The organism is Bradyrhizobium cosmicum (assembly GCF_032290525.1).
GTDB classification, from domain to species: Bacteria; Pseudomonadota; Alphaproteobacteria; order Rhizobiales; family Xanthobacteraceae; genus Bradyrhizobium; species Bradyrhizobium cosmicum_A.
In genome coordinates, this window is record NZ_JASXTA010000001.1 from 652052 (window position 1) to 674078 (window position 22027).

Genomic DNA, 22027 nt, shown 5'->3' on the forward strand with positions numbered 1-22027 from the left:
GATCGGGAACGCCGGTTCAACTCGTCGATTGTCAGCGCTGGCGGTCGCGGCTAATGACGGTCCGCGGCAATCCGCCTTACGGGAAAGTTCCGATGTCCGTTCAAATGGTCCTGCTGCCTGTCTTCGTACAGGTCGGTCTCACCTTCGCGCTCCTGATCGGCATGGTGTTCGGGCGCCGCAAGGCCCTGGTCTCGGGTGAGACCAAGATACGCGACATCGCGCTGGGTGAGCCGAACTGGCCGAAGGGCGCCACACAAGTCGCCAATTGCTACCGCAACCAGTTCGAGCTGCCGGTGCTGTTCTACACCCTGATCGCGCTGGCGCTGCCGTTGCGGCATGCCGATCTCTTCATCGTGCTGATGTCCTGGGTGTTCGTGGTGACGCGCTTCGCCCATGCCGGCGTGTTCATCTCCTCGAACGATCTCGGCCGGCGCTCCACGGTCTGGCTTGCCGGCGTGCTGGTGCTGCTGGCGATGTGGATCTACTTCGCGCTGAAAATGCTGTTGCTGATCTGACGGTTAGCTGTCCGACCTGATCTGAAAGATTCAATTCAAATGACCCCCGCCGCCCGGCTGTCCGCAGCCATCGAACTGATCGACACCATCGAGAAGGATCGCGTGCCCGCGGCCAAGGCGCTGAAGGAGTGGGGCACCGCGCACCGCTTCGCCGGCTCCGGCGACCGCGCCGCCATTGCGGGCCTCGTCTGGGACGTGCTGCGCCGTTATGCCTCGAGCGCGCATCTGATGGATTCCGACACCGCGCGGGCGCGGCTGATCGGCATGCTCCGCCTCGAGCGGAACATGGACACGGCCACGATGGCGGCGCTGTTCGACGGCAGCCGCTTTGCCCCGGCGCCGCTGACAGAGGCCGAGCAGGCGGCGCTCGCTTCCCGCTCCCTGGAGGACGCGCCCGCGGCCATTGCCGGCGACTATCCCGAATGGCTCGATCCATATTTGGCAAAAGTGTTCGGCGAGGACCGGGCTGCGGAGGCCGCGGCGATGGCGAGCCGGGCGCCGCTCGATTTGCGCGTCAACACGCTAAAGTCCAATCGCGACAAGGTGCTGCGCGCGCTTGCTCATCTTCATGCGAAACCGACGCCTTGGTCGGCAAATGGCCTGCGCATCGAGCTTTCGGCCGATGCACGCAACCCCGGCATCCAGGCCGAAGAGGATTTCATCAAGGGCGGAGTTGAAGTGCAGGATGAGGGATCGCAGCTTGCGGCCAGCTTGACCGCGGCAAAGCCCGGCGAGCAGGTGATCGATCTCTGTGCGGGAGCCGGCGGCAAGACGCTGGCGCTGGCTGCGATGATGCAGGGCAAGGGCCGGCTGATCGCGACCGACAGCGACAAGCGCCAGCTCGCGCCGATCCACGAACGGCTATCGCGCGCCGGCGTCCACAATGCCGATGTCCGCACGCCCAAGGGCGAGGCCGATACGCTTGCCGACATCAGCGGCACCGCCGACCTCGTCGTGATCGACGCGCCCTGCACGGGAACCGGAACCTGGCGCCGCAACCCCGACGCCAAATGGCGCATGCGCCCGGGCGCGCTGGAGATCCGCCTGCGCGACCAGGCCGAAGTGCTGGAGCGTGCGGTTCCGCTGGTGAAGCCGGGCGGCCGCATCGCCTACATCACCTGCTCGGTGCTGGCGGAAGAGAACGGCGAACAGGTGAGGGCGTTCGTCGCCCGCCATGGCGAGTTCGCGGTGGTGCCGCCCGAGCAGACCGCGAGCGTGCTCTGGGACAAGGCCGACGATTTTGCAAAGGCCGCGATGCAGTCGCCGGAAGGCTGGCTGTTGACGCCGCGGCGGACGGGGACGGACGGGTTCTTCGTCTCGGTGCTGAAGAAGATGGGTTGATCTCGCTCCGTCGTCATTACGGGGCGCCCGCAGGGCGAGCCCGGAATCCGTCGCGCGGCAGTCTCTGCGGCTCAATGGATTCCGGCCTCTCGCTTCGCGAGCCCCGGAATGACGAGGGGACAAAAACAAAAGCCCCGCGAACCGAAGCTCGCGGGGCTTTCTTTGTTTCTAGCGTTCTAACCGGTACGTCCGCGGTCAGAGCGCTTTGCGCTGGCGATTAGCCGACGCGGAGATTGTCAGCCGACGACTTGCCGCTGCGACGGTCGGCGACGATGTCGAACGAGACCTTCTGGCCCTCGTTGAGGGACGAGAGGCCGGCGCGCTCGACCGCGCTGATATGCACGAACACGTCCTTCTGGCCGTCGTCCGGCTGGATGAAACCATAACCCTTTTGGGTGTTGAACCACTTCACGGTGCCCATAGCCATGGGAATTTCCTTTAGTTAGTTAGATGAGGATACGCACGCGAGCCGGTGCGCATCGCTGCGTCCATAGCCCTGATGAGTCGATGTTTGGAGAATTCATCTGGAAGCGTGCGCGCCCGTCTGCAACGAAGCGAAGCGGCCCAGTCGTTCGGCCAAGTATCGATGATCACAATATAGCGAGAATTTTGGGCCACTTCAAGGCGCCACCCGTGGACCGGCATGTCCTGTGACTTTGCTATTTTGCGGTGCAAATAAGCGGCCAGGCGTGGCTCAATCGACGATGAAAAGCGTGGCTCCCGTCGCCGTCGAGGACCGGTGCGCGGCATCGCCGAAGTCCGAGACCTGGTAGCTCATCCCCGCCGTCAGCTTGAATGTCCGCCCGTCGCGCAGCTCGCTGTCGAGCTCGCCCTTGAGCACGTAGAGCACGTGGCCCCGATCGCACCAATGGTCGGCGAGATAGCCCGGCGAATACTCCACCATCCGCACCCGGAGATCGCCGATATTCAGCGTGCGCCACAGCGCTTGGCCGGTCTCGCCGGGATGCTTGGTCGGCTCGATCTTGCTCCAGTCGGTGACGGTGAAGGGGGAGGTGGGGAGTTTCATGATGGTGTCCTGGAGTTGGAGCCGGCGGTGCTTCTGTTAGCGCACGCTTGCGCCGCGGTCTCCGTCATTGCGCGTGTGGAAGCCGCGAACTCCATTCCAATTCCGTCACCCTGAGGTGGCCGCTTCTTCGGCGGCCCTCGAAGGGCGACGGCCCGGCTGTATCCGGGCCGTGCATCCTTCGAGGCTCCCGGCGCGATGCCTGGCATCGCGCCACTCGCGCCTCAGGATGACGGGGAGAGAGGGAGCCGACGCGCAAAGGTGCAAGCATCACCCCGACAGATGATTAGCCGACCCCTGCACGATCAGCCCCGTGTCATTCACCCGCAGATACTCGCAGATCCGCTTGCCCCGCTCGTTCTCGTAAAGCACCACGACACTGTCCGGGCTGACGAACACATCGATCGCTGTGAAATGCAGGTTCGGGATTAGCCCCAGCGCCTTGCCCCAATAGACCCGCAACGCGTCCTTGCCGCGCACGGTGCCGCTGGCATCGAAACCCAGCATGGGGATGCGGTCCGAGGTCATTACGGCGTCCTCGGCATAGAGCGTGAGCACGCGCTCCAGGTCTCGCGCGTTCCAGGCTCCGACCCAGGTCCGGCCGAGCGCGGCAAGCGTTGATGGCTGATGAGGCTGTGACACAAACGCTCTCCCTGATCGGCCCCCGTTTGGCGAGCGGGGCATATTAGGTCAATAATACTTACCTATATCGGTTTGTCGATGCCCAAAGAAGGATGTGGGACGCGCGCCCCGCGCGGTTGCGGCGCGGAGCGCCGTCGCGTATCTGCTTGCCATGACAGCAGCACAGCACGATCGCTCCGCGTCGACGCCTTCCGTGGCCTCGGCGCATGACAAGATTCTCATCGTCGACTTCGGCAGCCAGGTGACGCAGCTGATCGCGCGTCGCGTGCGCGAGGACGGCGTCTATTGCGAGATCGTCCCGTTCAACAAGGCCGAACAAGCCTTCAACGAGATGAAGCCGAAAGCGGTGATCCTCTCCGGCGGGCCGGAATCGGTGCACGAGGCCGGCTCGCCCCGCGCCCCGCAATTGATCTTCGCCTCCGGTGTGCCCGTGCTCGGCATCTGCTACGGCCAGATGACCATGGCGGAGCAACTCGGCGGCACCGTCGAGGGCGGCCATCACCGCGAGTTCGGCCGCGCCGACGTCGAGGTCAAGGCGCCGAGCAAGCTGTTCGAGGACGTCTGGTCGCCCGGCGGCAAGAACCAGGTCTGGATGAGCCATGGCGACCGCATCACAAAAATGCCGCCGGGCTTCTCGGTGGCCGGCACCTCGCCGAACGCGCCCTTCGCGATCATCCAGGACGAGACGCGCAAATATTACGGCCTGATGTTCCACCCCGAAGTGGTGCACACGCCCGACGGCGCAAAACTGATCCGCAATTTCGTCCGCAAGATCGCCGGCCTCTCCGGCGACTGGACCATGCGCGCCTTCCGCGAGGAGGAGATCGCAAAGATCCGCGCCCAGGTCGGCAAGGGCAAGGTACTCTGCGGCCTCTCCGGCGGCGTCGATTCGGCCGTAGCTGCCGTCTTGATCCACGAAGCCATCGGCGACCAGCTCACCTGCGTCTTCGTCGATCACGGCATGCTCCGCCTCGACGAGGCCAAGACCGTCGTCGATCTGTTCCGTCACCACTACAACATCCCGCTCGTGCACGTGGATGCCTCGAAGCAGTTTCTCGGCGAGCTCGAAAGCGTCACCGATCCCGAAACCAAGCGCAAGACCATCGGCCGCCTCTTCATCGAGGTGTTCGAGGCGGAGGCCAAGAAAATCGGCGGCGCCGATTTCCTGGCGCAAGGCACGCTCTATCCTGATGTGATCGAGAGCGTCTCCTTCACCGGCGGCCCCTCGGTGACGATCAAGTCGCACCACAATGTCGGCGGGCTGCCCGAGCGCATGAACATGAAGCTCGTCGAGCCCCTGCGCGAGCTGTTCAAGGACGAGGTGCGCAAGTTAGGGCGCGAGCTCGGCCTGCCAGAAATCTTCGTCGGCCGCCATCCGTTCCCGGGCCCCGGCCTCGCTATCCGCTGCCCCGGCGACATCACGCGCGAAAAACTCGACATCCTGCGCAAGGCCGACGCCGTCTACATCGACCAGATCAGGAAGCACGGCCTCTACGACGACATCTGGCAGGCCTTTGCCGTGCTGCTCCCGGTCAAGACCGTCGGCGTCATGGGCGACGGACGCACCTACGACTTCGTGGTCGGCCTGCGCGCCGTCACCTCCACCGACGGCATGACCGCGGACTTCTACCAGTTCGACATGAAGTTCCTGGGCGAGACGGCGACGCGCATCATCAACGAGGTGAAGGGCGTGAACCGGGTGGTGTATGACGTGACGAGCAAGCCGCCGGGGACGATTGAGTGGGAGTAGTGCTATCGGGTGGTGTTGCGCGTCTTGGCGTAGCCTTTAGGAAGTCTCATTTGCTTCGACATGCCGGCGGGGACCTGTGGGCCTCGACTTAACCTCGATGAAAGTCGGCAGTCCATAGCGTTTTCGCTGATGGCGAATAGCAGCGAGTTGCAGCGTGCAGAAAGGCTCGGTCTGCTTGGGATCCTTGCATGGGAGAAGCGGGAGCTGTTGGCGCGAAGTGGTCGTTGGATCTGCGATTTAGATTTCGCGGGCTTTCATTGGTAGACCTAGCTCCAAACTTACCCATGATGGATTGGAGCGAGAGTTTAAGGGTTTCAATTGGTTGGAGGGCCGTGTGTGCACGACGTGTGCACCGGGAGATCAAAAAAGATTTCGCGACAGCCAGCGTTAGCAAGGTTCTCTGAAGCGGTAGATCGGTCGCGGAAAGCGTCAGTCACTGAGATAGAGCAATGACTCTTAATCAGCGGGTCCCAGGTTCGAGCCCTGGTGCGCCCACCAAGCAATAAGCCTTCTTCTTCAAGAACTAACGAGAAGGGTCGCTGAGAACAAAACGGGTCTCCTCCGACGTTTTGTGGTCGGAGGTTTTACGGTCGGATTGCTGCGCGACTTTCCTTTGTTTCTTTACCTTCACCCTTTCGATACGGCGCGCAGATCGGATGGTACAGGTCGATTACGTGCTCGTCGTAGAATTGGATATCAGAGCGAGCAAAACGGACGATCTGCTTTCCCCGTCGCCGCAGGGTACCGCTGCTGCAGAATCGGTCGGGGTCGATTCGCTCTCCGGTTAGCACGGGCGTCGCTCCTACCGCCCCGCCCCAACGCGATTGACGCCACCGTTGGCATTGCCACCGGCGTCATGACGGACCGCTGCGCGCGCCACCGGACGAGGCCTGAGCACGACGCCCGCCCGGGCAACACAACCCGCCGGATATTCAACGTACTGGCAATATACGACTGCGTTGATGTCTCCGTACCCAGTCGATATCAGCGTGACAAAGCTCATGTAAAAGAGCGACGCTGCCACCGATTGATCGTCCTCGAAAGCTATTCCCTTGATCGCGTCCGAGGCCGCTAGCCCGACAAATAAGAACAGCGTTGCAAATGTGACCGCGATCAGCAGGTATAGAAGCATGGCTCCAACAATCCGGTGATATGTAACGAGACCTCGCCTGAACACGGCCTGAAGCACGACAGCGCCTAACGTGCAGGCAATGATCAACCATGCGCCCGCCAAAATGTGAAGATGATAGGGTACAGGGTAGTAGATGCGCAGAAAGAATACGGCGACGTTCGAGACAAGTGCCAGCGACATCAGGACCAAGGCAGTTGAACTGTTGGAGATGATCACCATGCTGACGATGATCGCCAGCAATAGACCATCAGCGAATAGATGAAGGGCGGTGATGCCCATTGCCTGGAGTGGGGCGAAGACAAAAATTATAATGCCAGCACGCCGGTTAGCATCGAGAGTAGCCAGTCGATGCGTTCTCCGCGCAAACGGAGTAGCTCGCTTATGGGCATCCTCATCGTTGATCCCAACATCGCATGGCGCTGATCGCACCGACCACACCTCCGCAACACAATTAAAAACGAAAGTTCAGCGATGTTGACATAGATCAACGGACAGACCTGGCGCACGAGAACTGCTGGGACGTACTAGGCTGTCCCTTGAATGTCGGATGCGCCGCCTAGGAGCCCGATCCGCTCGGCAAGAGAGACCAGCTCGGCTAACGATCGAACCTGCATTTTCTCCATGACTCCGTGACGGTGTGCTTTGATAGTGCGTTCGGTCGTTCCGAGCGCGTGTGCGATCTGCTTGTTAATTTTGCCCCGAACGATGAGGTCGAAGACCTGTCGCTCGCGCGGGGTCAATGTAGCGAGACGAGCACGGGCCGTACTTATCTTGTTCTGCAGGTCTAATGTCGATCGATGATGCGCCAACGCTCCTGCGATTGCGCGAAGAAGGTCCTCGGAGCTTACCGGCTTGCTCAAAAAATCCTGCGCACCCGCCTTTATGGTCCGCACAGTCAGAGGAATGTCGCGATAGCCAGAGAGAAATATGATCGGCAAAGTCGAGCCGAGCTCACCCAATTGCTTTTGCAGCGCAGGTCCGTCCAAATCGGGGATTTGCACATCGAGAAGGATGCAGCTCGGAATGCTGTCGCTCGGCGATCGGTCAAGCAACTCCTGCGCTGAGGCATAGACTGCGACCTGGTAACCGGCGTGCTTCAAATGACGCTCCATGGCCGTCAGGAATGATGGATCGTCGTCGATAATATGCACGAGCCGCGACATCGGTCCTCTTTCGCTACAAAGAAGGTACCGCGCGATTCGAGAGAGGTAAGTATCTTTTGGTCTCTATTCAGGCATAGCTGATCTGTCGCTGCGATCCGCTACCAAAGTCTCTATGCACTTTGTGCCACACCCAGCCTTGCTTGACCTTGTCGGTGCGAGCGCTGGCGGTGGCCAATGCGGATCCATAGGAGCAGAACGGAAGTCTGCAGCCAAGGAGCCAACCGACGCTTTTGATGCAATGCAGACACCGGAGCGCCAAGAAATTCCTAAGCACCAAAAGCCCCGGCGTGCCGCAGCTTTTGGTTTGCCAAGGTGGGCGCGATCAATATCTAGCCGCGACCGGTGCGCCGTATCCACCGAAGCGGTAGTTCAACCGAAGCGTGACCATGTCCACATCCTGACTGACCCCGCTGCCGGTGAGGACAAACCCTCCAGGAGTAACCACGCCTGCGAAGCCGGCATTGTCACGCCCCATCCAGAGATGGTCGTATTCGATACCGAACGACCAATTGGGCGTGAAGCCGTACTCTCACCCCACGCCAAGGGCGCCGCCCCAGCGTGTGTGGCCTGCCGATGCCAGGCCGGCCCCGGTGACGTTGTTGAAGATGTCAAATCGGTTGCGCGTCACGGCGGCGCAGCCCTTCACGTAAAACAGCGAGGCATTCCACGCCCAACCGAGCTGCGCCGTGAAGAGTCCGATGGCGTCAATCTTCCCGGTGGTCGAAATCAACGGGTCGATCAGGCTGACGCGCGTATTCTTGATTTCCGCCCAATCTCCCTGCGCTTCGAGGCCGAGCACAAACTGATTTGTTTGCCAGCGGTACCCGATCTGTCCGCCAGCGAGGCCCCCGGGTTCTGCGGCTACATGCAGCGCAACGTCACCGCGACGTTCGACCTCGGCGACAAGCTCATGCAGGCGCAAGGACATGCAGGACGCCCTCGAGATTCAGTCTGGTTTTTTCCAGGCGCAAATGCGCTTGCTCACAAACCAAAAGCATGGGCGAGTCCGCCCTGAAGGCGGCGACCGAAGCGTTTGCACCAAAGAATTGAGCCACGCTCGTCGCGGAAACTGTCGCTTGCAAAGCCGGGAATCGTTTACTGAGCAACTAGGATCTATGAGTGACGTGATGAAGCCCCACCAGGCAGCTCTGCATTTGGAGTGTTTCCGAGGTTCCGCCGTCTCATGACGGAAGGCCTCCCTCGTGCGCGAGCACCTACCCGGATCTAACCCACCGTTTAGGCGGACGATCGGAGGAAATATCGCAGATTGGCCTCATGTGGGGAAAAGCGGTAGCGGTCTCCCGCTACCAAGTCTGCGATTTTGCACGCCAGATTACGATTTCCTGCGATCCTGTTCGCTCGTTGGAAACAAACCAGTGACTCGGCCGCGCGACAAACGAGCTCAACAGAGAAAGGGACCGGCCCTGTTCGCGACCAATACCTTCGAAAAAACACGCCCCGCTTCGAAGTCGTTGCTAGTGACGGGTGCTTCACACCAGACGCTGCCTGAGGCGCCGCGGTCATCCTCAACGAGATCGATGTCTTGCTCGCCATCGCGAGGGACGATGGTTAGCCTGAACGACTCCTCAGGGTCAGATGCGCAAGCGGCGCATATTCCGTGAAAGCCTCGGTTTAAGCCTCTCCAAACAGCATTGCGATGAATGCGACGATTGCAGTGGCAATCAAGCCCACCAGCGTCCGTCTGAGCAGCTACCAAGCTTTCCACTCGGGGAGCAGCTTGCCGATCGGACGGCGGCGAGATCCGTTTCGCTCGCGAAAAGTCGGCGATTCAGAACCTTGCTCAGGTAATTTCCGAGCCCCCGAGATCCTGTTGCCATCGGTCAAACCCGGCATGGAGATTTGCGACGCGGCAGTGCAGCCTTGCAGATCTTCATCGTAGAATAGGGTATTACGGCGAGCAAATCGGACAATCAATCGAACGATGCGCTTGTGCGCATTCGGCACCGACATCGATGGACGTTGCACAAGCGGGCCGGGCCATGGCTGGGGTGAGAACGCGCCTGGGATAGGCCTCAATGGGCGAACCTGTCCCTTGCCAGGATGCCCACAATGAGGAACCAACGCCCCTCTCCTTGAGGGCCCGTCAGGTATCGATGACGGATGCCTCGACGTCAGGCCCGCTTCAGGGGATGCGCCTTCTGATGCCAAGCCCATGCCGTCCGGATGATGGTCGGCAGGTCGGAATGACGAGGGACGAATTTCAGCACATGACGCGCTGCCGAGGGATTGGCGACCAGGAAGGTCGGATCGCCGGGCCGTCGCAGCTTGACAACATGAGGCACCTCGCGCCCGGTCTCCCGCTTAATCGCGGATAGAATTTCGCGCACCGAGAAGCCCGAGCCGGTGCCGAGATTGAAACTGCCGCCCGCATGTCCTTCGAGCAGCAGCTTGAGCGCAGCAATATGAGCTGCGGCAAGATCAGTGACGTGGATGTAGTCGCGGATCGCGGTGCCATCCGGCGTATCGTAGTCGTCGCCGAACACGGCGAAATCGCCGACATGCCCCTGTAACGCCATCATAGCGCGCGGAATGAGATGCGTCTCGTTGTCGCGCAACTCGCCGATGCCGCCGCCAGGATCGGCGCCGGCCGCGTTGAAATAGCGCAGGCAGAAGACACCGAAGCCGTAAGCCGAGCGATAGTCGGAGAGCATGCGCTCGATCATCCATTTCGATGCGCCGTAGGGGTTGATGGGCGTGCAGGGGAAAGTCCTCCGGCAGTGCCTTGGAGTCGGCGCTGCCATAGACCGCGCCGGTCGAGGAGAACACAATGCGATTGCAGCCGGCATCGCGCATGGCCTTGAGCAGCGACAGCGTGCCTTGCACGTTGTTGATGTAGTATTTCTGCGGGTCCGCGACCGACTCTCCAACCAGGCTGGCCGCCGCGAAATGCATCACAGCCGAAACCTTGTGCTCGGCAAAGGTGTGCGCCAGTGCTGCCTCGTCCAGCAGATCACCGGTGACAACCGCACCCGTGACGAAGCTGCGATGTCCGGTGGAGAGGTTGTCATAGACAATGGGCTCATAACCCGCCGCGGCTAGCGCCCTGCAGCAATGCGAGCCGATATAGCCGGCCCCTCCGGTGACGAGGACAATCGGTTGGTCGGTCATGTCGTCACTGTTTGCTTCACTTGGGGGCCTTGAGAGATGGTTCCAGTTGATCGATCAATAGCAGAGCGAAGGTCGTGGTCAAACGGTGCGCGCTAGAGCAGGCAGGGGTGAACGTTCGACGGCGTGCTTGACCCACTACCCACGTGATGCCGAATGGGACTTTTGCGCCGCAGATCCGCATCAACTCGGTTGTCGTCTCCTTGTTTGTCGTAGAGTTCACGGCTGAATATGTCGGCGTGCACAATATGGACGGGCGCGACGGCCAACTGGTTGCATTTCTGAAAATGGCCTTCAGCGTAGCGGGGCACGCTGGGCAGGCTGCTCAACTGACGCGGGCTTTAGACGCGCCGCTGCACAATCCATTCTGAGCCCACGAATCGAGGCGAAGGGAAAGGGAAAGTCGCTGGAGTGAGCCGCCGGAGATGGCCGCTGTCCAGTTCGATAACAACGGCAGAGGGTGATGAGGCAAGCACAGTGCAGTATATGATCGTGGCATCCCCCAAAAGGATAGGCAAATCGATGCCTGCTGGCGGAACGCCTTGCGACCTGGTGCTGCTCGTCAACCAGACCGAGGCGCCAGTTTGAAGGTTCCAATAGAGAGTGTATGCCGCCCAACTCAATTTCCAACGCCGCGGTTAATTGCCGGCCGTTCGTACGAAGTTTGGACCTCCTAAATTTGATGGACGTCAAAACCGGCTCAGTGACAAATTGTCGCCCGCGAGGTGCGCGTCTTCTAATCAACTGGGACTATCACCTCATCTCGAAGGGCTAGCTTCCGACCTGTCAATTGACTTCGGTTCCCCACGGTGATCCGCGGGGGATTACGTCCAGTCCTCGATCTCGGCCGCAATATCCATCGCCTTGAGTTCCAGCTCCACGAGAGGATCAAAAGCAAAATGACCGGGCAGGCGGTCAAAACTATTGCTTTCAAATGCAGCTCCCGCATGGACTGAAGAAAAGTGGCGCAAACATCATCGTTATCGCAACGATCGCAGTCCGGGCGCTCAGATTGCTAAAGAGCCTTGCTCGGATTTTCCGAATCTCGTTGTTGGCCGCCTTCCCCATGATCCGCCTCTGTAAGCTATCTGCGTGCTATCACTTCCCTAAGCTGGCGGCGTCATAACATTCGCCGGGATCCGCTCACGAGCCAAATAAATGTTGTGGCCCCGCCTTTTAGGCTTGGCAAAAGCCGAACATGGCCTGCGCACCACTAGCGCATTCGGCCTAGAGCCATATCCCTATCCGACGGTCATGGGCGCACAAGCCCAGCCCTCGGCGAGATAGTTACAACCCACGATTCTAAAATGAGCTTGATGCTGCCGTTGCGGCTTGATTGTCCTTCACTGCCACGGTTCGGCAGCGAAAGCTTCTTCTATCCGCCAGCACAACGCCATCGCGAAATGAACACCTGTGGAGACGCGATCTCAATAAGCATCCAGGCTCGAAACCACGATCGCCGTGCGCATTAAAATGCGAAGATCCAGCCAGATGCTCCAATTGGTGACATACCAGACGTCGTATTCGACGCGCTTTTTCATCAAGTCGATGGTTGGTGTCTCACCACGGAAGCCGTTGACTTGGGCCCAGCCAGTTAGGCCAGGCTTCACGTGGTGGCGATAAGCGTAGTTACTGATCATCTGATTGTAGTAGTTGTCGTGCGCAAGCGCGTGCGGGCGCGGGCCAACCAACGACATTTCTCCGCGCAAAACATTCCAGAGTTGAGGCAATTCGTCGATGCTCGTCCTGCGCAAGATATGCCCGATCCTGGTAACTCTCGCATCCCGTTTGCTTGCCTGCCTAATCTCGGGGCCATTATCCGAAACCGTCATGCTCCGAAATTTCCAGATATCGAACGGCGTGCCGTTGAAACCGCGGCGTGTTTGACGAAAAATGACGCTGCCCGGCGAGTCCAGTTTGATCAGGATCGCTATTATGATCAGCAGCGGGCCCATGCACAACAACCCTAGAGAGGCCAAGCTGACATCGAGCCCGCGTTTCAGGGCTCGTTCGGCGATTGAAAGAGGAGGTCGCTGGATTTCAATCGCCATCGTGCCGCTGAAGGGCACGAAAGGCCGTGACACGAGGTCCGCGATCGCAAAATCAGGCAGCAAGCGAATGGCATTTGGTACCTGGCGCAACCGTTGGCTCAGCTTTTGTAATGTGGGAAGTTCGTTCCAGTCGAAAGCGAGGAGAAATTCATCTGCTTCCGCCGCACGAGACTCTCGAACGATCTGGAGAACATCCCGGTCCCACGCTGCATCGTCGTGCTGCAACGTCAAATTCAGCACTACGTGATGCACGACCTCAAAACCGTTCCTGCGCAAATCCTTGAAACGGTTGGAGGTGAAATCGAGTGGTCTTGGGCTGAGCAACACGACCCGCCGCTTGAAGGAGTGGCCCCTGGCAAAGGATGAAGTCAAGAGAAGGCGCCAGACCGCGCGGTGTGTGCCCAGACTAATGAGGCCCATTGCCGCGAACAAAATGATGGTGGCGCGGGACAGAACGGCTGTTGATTTCAACAGGAAAGCAGCGACCGCAAGAATTGTCAGTGACAAGACCCAAACAAGGAGGACCTTGCGCGATTGCCAGCTCGCATTTAGCAGATTGTGACGGTCGTAGCCGCCTTGAACGAAAGCAATCGTGACAAACAGCATGGCCACGATCAAGCCGGCGCCCACTGAAAGCTCCTGGTCGGCCGGAATTCCCATGAGTTCACGATGAGCGAGGGTAGCGCAGATGTAGCTGAGCAGAACCAGCAGGAAATCGCCTGCCATGATGACGATTTGAAACGGTCTTTGCAGCGAAGGGCTGCGACCGGTGACTGTAGAAGATAGATGCTCGGAACCGTATGTGGCTGAGGACATCGAGAGCCTCTTTCGAAAAGACTTGCCGCAGCAATTCATTGTCTCATGAACTTGACGAATCTCAACCGCGAGATCCTGCGCTTCACGATGAGACAGCAGAAAGAAGGTTCGTGAGCGCAGAGATATGTCATGAGGACGCGACGTCGACGGCCGTCCCCCGATCCATATTCAGCGCGGCTTAATTCGTAAGCTCACCGACATCGGGTGTTTCACACAAGGTGTTATCGAGGTGTCAGAACGCGCAGGCACGGCGATGAGGAATTTGGGGCGCGCCGCGTGCTGGCGGGTAGTGTCGGAAGTGGCGACTCGGTCAACGGTGGAGGGGGGGCCGCAGTAAATTGCGAGGTGCTCCCGGAAAAGAAATAGAGGGTAGACCAGTCTGCTGACAGTTCGACCCAGTTGCTGTTGCCGGCTCCTCGATTGTTAACGCCACTATGCGGCGAATCCGGGGCTCGCCACCAGTCGGCTCCAATGTTGGCGACAACCTTCATGTTCGGATCCGACATCTTCATGTCCATCTGCACGTACACCGCATCCACGCTTCCGGCAGCGAAGCTGCCTCGTCGCACCATCCACATCAGGTCGTTACGGCCAGGCGGAGGACCGCCGACAAGGGTGCCTTCATCGGCTTGCACCTCGACCTTCATTTGGATGGCCAAATTCTTGGGAGCCATAGCGTCAAAATGGGCTCCAACGATCTCGTTTTCATTCTGATCTTGCACAAGGGCCCATTCCTTTGTGGCGCGGAGGCGTACATACGTCTTTCCATTTGACACGAGGATCTTTCCGTCCGAATTGGCGGGTTGGGGCGCGCCAAATTCTGGAAAGACCGAAGCTAGTCCCGTGACGGCCGTGAAGTCCGAAGGGGGGGCACCGTCATCAGGTTTGGAGGTGCCGTTGCACCATGATGACGTTTTGGGAGCGCCGGCGGGAAATGCCTCGCTATAACCGGGAGTATTCTGCTCGATGACGTTCAACGAGAGTCCGGCCGCGGCGGCTCCGCTTGACGAAACGGCGCCCTCTGGAGTGGCGACGAAAAACGCAGCCAATCCGATCGGCAAGAGCCAAGTCTGGAGCCGCCGAAAGGTGCGGACCGCACATCCAGGTGTTGTGAGCAGCAAGTGCAGAGCGGAAAAATGATGAGCGTCAGACATAGGACCGACCCATAAGCAGTTAAGCTTCTCCGCCTATACCGTAGGCATCGAATACGTGGCCGACTTGACGAACATCAATTGGCTGAACGATTGGAACTGATGTCAGTGACGACGCAGGGCCGTCAATCGGAGCTGCAAGGCCGGGACGTCGTGCGTTTCAGTATTTGGCAGGGCCACGTGGCAACGTGTTGCAGGCCATGACGGTCAGGCGTTGCACTTGTTCGCACGCACTGGCGCGAACGTTCTGGCACCCAGCAACTACAGCTTATTGCTCAGGCGCGTGTCGTTACGCTCGGCTTGTTCGATATTTAGGCCGTTTGTAACTGAATACCAAGACGCCGACGTCATGCGCGCCCGTTTCGAGCCAAGATTGTCGATATAGCGCCGTGCTGGAGTCTCGATAAAAAAATACGAGAGATACGCAATTCCGAAGATGATCGCGTAGCAAATCATGCAGAATGCGGACATCAAGGTGGTGGAAGCGTGAACCAGCTTGTCGGCAACCGCATTCATGACAATCAAAACGATGAGTGAATGCCACATGTAAAGTGAGTAGGTGAGTTGCCCAAGAGGAGCGAGGCGGTTCACAAATGTTGGCACGATGCGCTGCGTGTCGGCCGCGACCGCCGCGATCGCTACGACATAGACGAGCCCGAGTGCAACGAGGTGGTGCACATACGTAATCATCGAGGCCAGCAGCAGCACGAAGGACAATATCAATAAGCGCCCGGGCGCAGGAATCACGCTGCTTTTGTCTCTAAAGTAGAATAGGGAGACTCCAATCATGAAGGAGGGGAGCGCCCTGAAGGGCGGCCACACATCTACCCACGAGCGATCGACTGCGTTCTGGGCCAAGTCGACGACAATAGCAGCAACAAGGATGAGGACAGCTGCCACGAGAAGTCCCAGCCTTGATCTAAGGCCCGCCCAGGCGAAAAGCGGGAACATCAGATACATCACCATCTCGGCGCCTATCGACCAAGACACGCTGCTAAACGAAATTCCGTTGCCGCAGGTCGCCATAGCGTTCAGGAGAAGTGCAGTCTCTGCGATGCAGCGAAGCTCGAAAGCCGGTTCGTGAGTCCCCGCCTTGCCGAGCGCGACAAATCCGGACCAGACAACGATAGAAACTAGTAGCGTCAACCAGTGGAGCGGCATGAGCCGTCCCACTCGTCTCTGAAGAAATGAACCATACCCGGAGAGGGTATCGACCTTTCCTTGATACACGTGCGCGATCACGAATCCGGAGATCACGAAAAACAGGTCGACGAACAAAGCGAGGCCGCTCGGCAGCGTGGGCCGGACGGCCGCTGGAAAAAAGAACTCAAAAGAATGGCGAACGACGATACCGACGGAGGCGACGAATCTTAGCAGATCCAGGTGCAGCATCTCGTTGGATGCGGCGCGAAGAGCCGGCAGTCTCCACGATTTTGCAGTCATGGCACGTTGCTCCAGCGCCTTGCTCGGCCCGGCGAGCCGCCCCGATGGACTTTGACAAAAGCTCCCAAGGCCAGCGCGAGCACCAGAAGGGAGTCGTTCGAGAAGGCTTCGGTCGTTTTGACCGAGCCGGCGAAGGTGAGGCGCGAACCGGCCTCCATAAACTGGTGATAGCTTTGCGGGGCTCGAGGAGAACCGTCATTGACGTTGGCAATCTTTCGCTCGCCCAAACCAACCGTCGGCTCAAACGACCCGCTGTCCATGAGTTTATCGCCGCCCCGCGTCGGCATCGGGGAGGGCGGGGGCGCTACCGCGGGTGGCATTTCGATCGCTGATCCCTGGAGCGGCGGGGCTGGACCTGCGCGAAACTCCTCAGCGCTCATGGAATAGAAGCCGATCGTCTTCCATTGGGTCGAGAGCTCAATCCAGTTGCTGCCGCCGATGCCTGGATTGTTACTGTGATCATCAAGATAGGGGGCCTTCGTATGTCGCCACCAGTCTGCGCCCACCATGGCCACGAGATGCAAGTCCGGATCGGTGGTCCTCATGTCCATTTGAACATAGACGGCATCCACGGTTCCGGCTGGGTAGGTCCCTCGAGCTTTGTACCAGAAATGGTTGTTATAGCCGGCTGGAGGAGCGTCGAAGGAAATGGTCGCGCCGGCCAGAGGAATTGTCTTCATAGGAATGGCCACATTCCCCACGAAGTCCGGGACGAAATGCCCTCCGGTCAGTTGGGTCTTGGACTGGTCCTGTACCAACGCCCATTCACCCGATTGCTTGATACGAACATAGGTCTTCGCGTTTGCGACCTCGATCGCCGCATTTGGATTCGAATAGGGCGGTGCTCCGACCTTGGGGTAGACTTGCCCCCAACCCTCAACCGCGCTGAAATCTGCGGGCGGCGACCACAGCCCCCCGTCGTTCCAGCCTTGGTACCAGTTGTAGCTCGGAGGCACGCCTGCGGGAAAACCTTCGCTATTCCCACGTGTGTTCTGTCTGATGAGATCGGATATTGAGAAGTCCATCGGCCGCTCCTTGTTTACGCTGTGCGAGAGTTGCGCGTCACTCGGCTGGAGAGCATTTCGGCGACGTGAACCGGCCCGCATAGGAGAAGAACAGCGTCATCGACGTGAAATTGTCGATCAGGTTCTCGGACAAAAAATAGATGAGCAGCACGGTGTACATGGTTTTCGCCGCCCGCTCTTTCAGCGAAAACACTATGCTGAACACGAAAACGACAAAGACCACGCAGTTCAACAGTCCGTATTCCGCCAGCACGCGCAGGTAATCGTTGTGCGGCGGCAGCGGCAACACGGTCAAGACGCCGGTCTGACTTGCACCGTAACCGAACAATATTCCGCCGAGCCCTAGCGACGAATAGATCTGCCATATGTTCGTCCAGTGGGTGATGCGGAAGAACGCGGACATATCCGTCGTGCCCGTCAAATCGATCAACTGCTTGGTTGACATCCGCGCGACGGTGCTCGGGTCGAGGCTCCAGATAAGCGCTATCGCGTTCAGACCCGTTATCAGTCGATCCAGCGCGCCAAGCGCGTAGGCGGCGAGGCTGGCTATTGTCAGCAAGAAGAGCGCGGCGAATACCTGTGGTCTCAACGGGAAGAAAGACCAGAGACCAACGGCGACGATAGTTGCCAATGCGGGGCCAACCCGGTTCATGATCGCAGCATTTACGAACTGCGCTATCAGGACCTTGTTTCCGAACCAGGGGGAAGCGGCAAAAAATAGAGCCGAAAAGTAGAGCGCTGCCGTGTTTGTGTTCGGAAAATAGGAGAATACGTCAGGATATTCGATGCCGGTATAGACTTTCGTCCGGCCGACCACCTTGAAAAGTAGTGGCAGAGCCGCGAGTGCGTAGATGCACCGCTTCTCGGATCGGTGCAACCGCTCCGGCGTAGTGCGGCCTGCGACGTAGAATGAATAGACGGATAGAAGCTTCAAGCCGTCCGATAGCTCGAAAGCGCCAAAATTCACCAGATAGCTCATACCCGTGAACACGCAGGCGAGTATCAGCAGGATCTTGTAAAAGCCGCTACTCTCTCTCCCCACCAGCACGTGGTAGGCGGACCATGAAATAAGCAGCAGGCTTATCGAGTTGCTCAGGACGTTGAACACACTCGATCCGGTAAAGTGGTAGATAAAGGTCAGGCAGTTCAGGAACACGAGGCCGAAGCAGGTCACCACGAAGAACCGGCCGTGGGCGACCATTGAGGCGGAAACGCGGTGTGGGGTCTCCTCGTTTCCTAGGGCTAGATCGTTCACTACAAACTACTCCACTTCCCTGGCCGGCAGGTTCCGGTGGTGACCCCTTCAAACAGCCTCAGCCTGCTCGAACTGGGCAGGAGTCTCAGCCGTTAAAACATGTGGGGGATAGCCAAATCCGAGTTGACGGTCGTCAATACCGCTCTGCGCGCTTCGGTGGAGGCTGCGGCAATTAGAGGAGTGGAGTTGACGGTGGAACGTGGGAGAAGAACTTTACCCGCCAGCGCTTTCGGCCTGTTATGGCGGCGACAGTGGATCATTTACCTGTGCCTGTTGCTCACGTCCGGCGCAGCATTCCTCTATTATGCGTCGGTCGGGGACCGGTACGAGGCGTATGTGCTGCTGCGCGCCGGGCAGGGGATCAAGGAACGGTCCGGCAACGCGACCTCGCCTTTCGGAGAGGGCGTTGACCTTCAAAGCCGGATGGAATCACTGTCGCGCATCGCCAAGATCGACCAGGTTATTCTGGAAGCCGCGAAAAACGTTGGCTACGACAGGCTATCATCCGATTCAAATCCGACCCTCCTGGCCAGGTTTATGGCATGGGGAAAGGAAATCGATCTTCGGGACGTGTTCGCCCGCGAGCCGGCCGAGCCAAAACCGCAGTCACACGCGCAGGTGGAAGCAGAGGAAGACATAGAGCGTAACCAGTCTGGAATTCTCAGTCTGCGAGACCGCATCAATGCCAAGCAGGAGGGCAGATCCGACCTATTGAGGATAACGTTCCGTCACAAGGATCCATCGATCGCCGCGAGCTATCTGAACGAACTCGCGAACGCACTGGTAACCGTTCAAAGTCTGGATGTTCAAATGCCGGGGGCGCAGGAGTTCTTCCAGCAGCAAACGAAGCGTCTCGAGGAGGAGGCGGAGGTCGCGGCTGCCAATTTGAAGCGATTTTCCGTTGAGGCATCGATTTATGCTGTCGATGAGCAGCGGCAACTCCTGCTCAAGCGCGCCAGTGATCTGGCCGCGCTGATCGCCACGACGCGGGGGGCAATCGAGGAAAAGAAAGGGCAGAAACTTGCGATCGCGGACCAGTTGGCCGTCCTGCGGCCGGTCACGCAGTCCAAGACCGTGAGCCGAATGGTGAGCGCGCTGGCAGGGCCGGACGCTCGAAGGCCCCTCGATTCCTCCGCTAAGCCGCCGGACCAGTTTGAGGAGCAGCCTCCCTTGCTTCTGATCAAGGTCTACCAAGACAACATGTCGACGCTGATGAAGCTAAATGCCGACCTCAACGGGCAGATAGACCTGCTGAATCAATTGGGTGCCGAGCTCGAGAAAGTGAGTAAGGAACTTGCATCGCTCTCTGCAAAAGAGGCCGAGTACGGAAGGTTGAAGCGCGTTCTCACGACCGCGTCGTCAGCTGCGGCGCAGTATGCAGCCCGCATTCAGGAGGAGCAGATAAGCACCGAGGTCGCTAAAAAGAGTCAGCTTTCCAGCCTCAGAGTAGTGCAGAAAGCGATAACTCCAACGGCGCCTGTATTTCCTCAAGTCTCGCAGCTCGTAGCCTTGGCGCTTGCCGGCGGCATTCTGCTCGGTCTTGGAAGCATCTTCGGGCCGGAACTCGCGAGAAGCACAATGCATGTCCACCCAGGTCCCGGAGAGGCCGTCGGGGATGACGATCCGGTCAGGAATCTGCTGTTGGTGCCCCGGCAAAGAACAGAAGGATTAAAGGACCTTCATTCTACCGGACGGGCAGACCTCAAAGAAGAAGCGGTTGTCGGCCCCGTTGCTCGATCGACCAGAATGCCTCCGCTCTAGGGACTAACATGCAAACGAATCGCCGCAATTTTCGCGTGGTGCGTCGGCGATCCCCAATCGACGCCAAGTGAGTAGACCTTCAGCATGAAGATTTTCAGCATTTGTTGCGTTCGAGACGAGAACGACATTGTCAGCGAGACTCTGGAGGCCGCTCTAAGCTGGAGCGACAGGATATTCGTTTTTGACAATAGCAGTGACGATGGAACGTGGGAAACGGTACAGGCCATCGCGAGCCGGAATTCGAAGATCGAAATCGTTGGTCATGACAATCGCATTTTCACCGACGAGCTCCGAGGGGAAATATTCGAAACGCGTTGTGGTGTAGCGTCTCCGGGAGATTGGTGGTGCAGGCTAGACTCCGACGAAATCTACATTGACGATCCGGCCCGCTTCCTCGCGCGCGTCCCGAACAGCTACGGCTTCGTCCTCTCTGCTACGTTCAATTTCTACTTCACCGACGTCGATCTTCGAAATTACGAACAGAGTCCTGCGGACTGGCTGGATCGACCGGTGCAGGACAGGCTCAGGTTTTATCAGAACAACTGGAGCGAACCCCGATTTGTCCGCCACCGCAACGATCTCCGCTGGGGCGGGTTGGTCTGGCCGCATAACCGGGGCCGGACATTTCCATCGCGGATTCGCTTGAAGCACTTTCCGTACCGCTCGCCTGCGCAGATATCGAGCCGGCTGGAAATACGTCAAAGGCAACCGGCGCTATTCAAGCACGAAGCCAACCGAACGCTTGCAACGGGCTTGCAGCCCGATTGGACAGACGAAGGCCTGACGCCGATGCACGAGACCGCCTCGTGGCGAGATCGCGTGCGAAAGGCTGTCGAATGCGACGTCGATCGGGGAGATGGAATGTTCACCATGCGAAACGACCTGATGCCTCCGCTTCCGTCGCCGGCCGTGGATCTGGTCAAAGTTGGCCTGCGGCGCAGTCAGGTGGGACGGGCAATTTTATCACCAATTCTCAAATGGCGTCGGAGCCAGTTCGGTTGGCGGTGAACATTTCGTCTCCATGACACACGCAAGCATCGACGGCTTCGTCAGTGGACTAGAAATCAGGGGAGCAGAGACATGATGGTCAAGGACCGACTGAAATCGATCGTCAGATCAGCGGGTTATGAAATTCGGCGTCATCACCCGGATTTGGTGGAGTTTCTCCACTCACGTTCTGTCAACCTTGTTCTGGACGTCGGGGCCAACGAAGGCCAGTTTGCGCAAGAACTCAGGTTGCGAGGTTACACGGGCAGGGTTGTCTCCTTCGAGCCTGTCGTCGACGTGTTCGAACGGCTCAAGGCGAACTGCGCAGCCGACGAGAAGTGGGATTGCCGAAACCTGGCTCTCGGCGAGACCATGGGCACCATCGAGATCAACGTCAGTAGGAATACGGCGATGAGCTCGATTGTCAGCCAAACGGAGGTCGGCCGCAACAGCATCTATGAGGCTGATGTGGTCCGCGTGGACAAGGTGCCGATCACGACGCTCGACTCGATGTATTCGGAGTTCGCCGACGATCGTGTGTTCCTGAAGGTCGACACGCAGGGGTTCGAGCAGAATGTATTGCGAGGTGGCAAGAGTTCGCTTCATCGTCTTCTTGGCGTCCAGCTGGAGCTGCCCCTCGTCCACCTCTATGAAGGCACCTGGAAGTTCGATGAGGCGCTCCGCTTCATGCGGGAGGCCGGCTTCACGTTGAGCCAGATGCGCTCTGTGACTTACTATTCTCAGGATCCTGCGTCCCTGCTCGAGGTGGATTGCATATTCAGACGGGCTGACTACAGCGACGGTATCAGCTACCACTGACATCTGGGACATACGGTCCTTCAGCG

At 58.9% G+C, this 22027-nt stretch carries 18 protein-coding genes and 2 pseudogenes; 7 read left to right on the plus strand and 13 right to left on the minus strand.

What is annotated here, in order from left to right; genetic code table 11:
- The first annotated feature begins 92 nt into the window (after nucleotides 1-92).
- Entirely contained in the window at nucleotides 93-515 is a 423-nt protein-coding gene (locus tag QSV46_RS03150; RefSeq protein ID WP_314946155.1) for an MAPEG family protein, read from the plus strand.
- Nucleotides 516-554: 39 nt separating this feature from the next.
- Nucleotides 555-1856, plus strand: a complete 1302-nt coding sequence (locus tag QSV46_RS03155) for an RsmB/NOP family class I SAM-dependent RNA methyltransferase (protein ID WP_314946157.1) — start codon at nucleotides 555-557, stop codon at nucleotides 1854-1856.
- 217 nt (nucleotides 1857-2073) lie between these two features.
- On the opposite strand, the gene QSV46_RS03160 is transcribed toward QSV46_RS03155, so the two are convergent.
- The 3 genes from QSV46_RS03160 to QSV46_RS03170 form a co-directional block, all read right to left on the minus strand.
- The gene (locus QSV46_RS03160; RefSeq protein ID WP_008141931.1) at nucleotides 2074-2283 is read right to left on the minus strand and encodes a cold-shock protein; all 210 of its coding nucleotides are present in this window, start codon (nucleotides 2281-2283) and stop codon (nucleotides 2074-2076) included.
- Nucleotides 2284-2550: 267 nt separating this feature from the next.
- On the minus strand, nucleotides 2551-2883 hold the full coding sequence (locus tag QSV46_RS03165; protein WP_314946249.1) for a DHCW motif cupin fold protein: 333 nt from the start codon (nucleotides 2881-2883) through the stop codon (nucleotides 2551-2553).
- A gap of 267 nt (nucleotides 2884-3150) precedes the next feature.
- Complete coding sequence (locus tag QSV46_RS03170) at nucleotides 3151-3522, minus strand: nuclear transport factor 2 family protein (protein ID WP_314946251.1); 372 nt, start codon at nucleotides 3520-3522, stop codon at nucleotides 3151-3153.
- A 151-nt stretch (nucleotides 3523-3673) separates the two neighbouring features.
- Between QSV46_RS03170 and guaA the strand changes: the two genes are divergently transcribed.
- Nucleotides 3674-5272, plus strand: coding sequence for a glutamine-hydrolyzing GMP synthase (gene guaA, locus QSV46_RS03175; protein WP_314946252.1), 1599 nt, complete (start codon nucleotides 3674-3676; stop codon nucleotides 5270-5272).
- An 802-nt stretch (nucleotides 5273-6074) separates the two neighbouring features.
- Here the strand turns inward: guaA and QSV46_RS03180 are convergent.
- The 4 genes and pseudogenes from QSV46_RS03180 to galE all read right to left on the minus strand — a co-directional run bounded on the left by QSV46_RS03180 (nucleotide 6075) and on the right by galE (nucleotide 10696).
- A complete protein-coding gene (locus QSV46_RS03180; protein ID WP_314946481.1) occupies nucleotides 6075-6275 on the minus strand; it encodes a hypothetical protein in 201 nt (66 codons plus the stop codon).
- Nucleotides 6276-6928: 653 nt separating this feature from the next.
- A complete protein-coding gene (locus QSV46_RS03185) occupies nucleotides 6929-7567 on the minus strand; it encodes a response regulator transcription factor (RefSeq protein WP_314946253.1) in 639 nt (212 codons plus the stop codon).
- Nucleotides 7568-7889: 322 nt separating this feature from the next.
- Nucleotides 7890-8453: pseudogene (locus QSV46_RS03190) on the minus strand (outer membrane protein); the annotation flags it as partial.
- A gap of 1246 nt (nucleotides 8454-9699) precedes the next feature.
- A pseudogene (gene galE, locus QSV46_RS03195) lies at nucleotides 9700-10696 on the minus strand (UDP-glucose 4-epimerase GalE).
- A 143-nt stretch (nucleotides 10697-10839) separates the two neighbouring features.
- On the opposite strand from galE, the gene QSV46_RS03200 reads away from it, so the two are divergent.
- Nucleotides 10840-11064, plus strand: a complete 225-nt coding sequence (locus QSV46_RS03200; RefSeq protein WP_314946254.1) for a hypothetical protein — start codon at nucleotides 10840-10842, stop codon at nucleotides 11062-11064.
- 453 nt (nucleotides 11065-11517) lie between these two features.
- Here the strand turns inward: QSV46_RS03200 and QSV46_RS03205 are convergent, their stop codons facing one another.
- From QSV46_RS03205 to QSV46_RS03230, 6 genes are all read right to left on the minus strand, one after another.
- Nucleotides 11518-11664, minus strand: a complete 147-nt coding sequence (locus tag QSV46_RS03205) for a hypothetical protein (RefSeq protein WP_314946255.1) — start codon at nucleotides 11662-11664, stop codon at nucleotides 11518-11520.
- A gap of 456 nt (nucleotides 11665-12120) precedes the next feature.
- Nucleotides 12121-13560: an undecaprenyl-phosphate glucose phosphotransferase gene (locus QSV46_RS03210; RefSeq protein WP_314946258.1), complete on the minus strand. Its 1440-nt coding sequence runs from the start codon at nucleotides 13558-13560 to the stop codon at nucleotides 12121-12123.
- 221 nt (nucleotides 13561-13781) lie between these two features.
- The gene (locus tag QSV46_RS03215; RefSeq protein WP_314946261.1) at nucleotides 13782-14537 is read right to left on the minus strand and encodes a hypothetical protein; all 756 of its coding nucleotides are present in this window, start codon (nucleotides 14535-14537) and stop codon (nucleotides 13782-13784) included.
- A 435-nt stretch (nucleotides 14538-14972) separates the two neighbouring features.
- The gene (locus tag QSV46_RS03220) at nucleotides 14973-16154 is read right to left on the minus strand and encodes an acyltransferase (RefSeq protein WP_314946263.1); all 1182 of its coding nucleotides are present in this window, start codon (nucleotides 16152-16154) and stop codon (nucleotides 14973-14975) included.
- The gene (locus QSV46_RS03225) at nucleotides 16151-17179 is read right to left on the minus strand and encodes a hypothetical protein (protein ID WP_314946266.1); all 1029 of its coding nucleotides are present in this window, start codon (nucleotides 17177-17179) and stop codon (nucleotides 16151-16153) included. Before QSV46_RS03225 ends, QSV46_RS03220 begins: the two co-directional genes overlap by 4 nt.
- A 37-nt stretch (nucleotides 17180-17216) precedes the next feature.
- On the minus strand, nucleotides 17217-18434 hold the full coding sequence (locus QSV46_RS03230) for an O-antigen ligase family protein (RefSeq protein WP_314946268.1): 1218 nt from the start codon (nucleotides 18432-18434) through the stop codon (nucleotides 17217-17219).
- Nucleotides 18435-18557: 123 nt separating this feature from the next.
- Between QSV46_RS03230 and QSV46_RS03235 the strand changes: the two genes are divergently transcribed.
- From QSV46_RS03235 to QSV46_RS03245, 3 genes are all read left to right on the plus strand, one after another.
- Nucleotides 18558-20195: a hypothetical protein gene (locus QSV46_RS03235; RefSeq protein ID WP_314946271.1), complete on the plus strand. Its 1638-nt coding sequence runs from the start codon at nucleotides 18558-18560 to the stop codon at nucleotides 20193-20195.
- Between the two features lie 84 nt (nucleotides 20196-20279).
- On the plus strand, nucleotides 20280-21203 hold the full coding sequence (locus tag QSV46_RS03240) for a glycosyltransferase family 2 protein (RefSeq protein ID WP_314946276.1): 924 nt from the start codon (nucleotides 20280-20282) through the stop codon (nucleotides 21201-21203).
- A 72-nt stretch (nucleotides 21204-21275) separates the two neighbouring features.
- Nucleotides 21276-22001 carry an FkbM family methyltransferase gene (locus tag QSV46_RS03245; RefSeq protein ID WP_314946278.1) on the plus strand — a complete coding sequence of 242 codons (726 nt, stop codon included), beginning with the start codon at nucleotides 21276-21278 and terminating at the stop codon, nucleotides 21999-22001.
- Nucleotides 22002-22027: the final 26 nt, after the last annotated feature.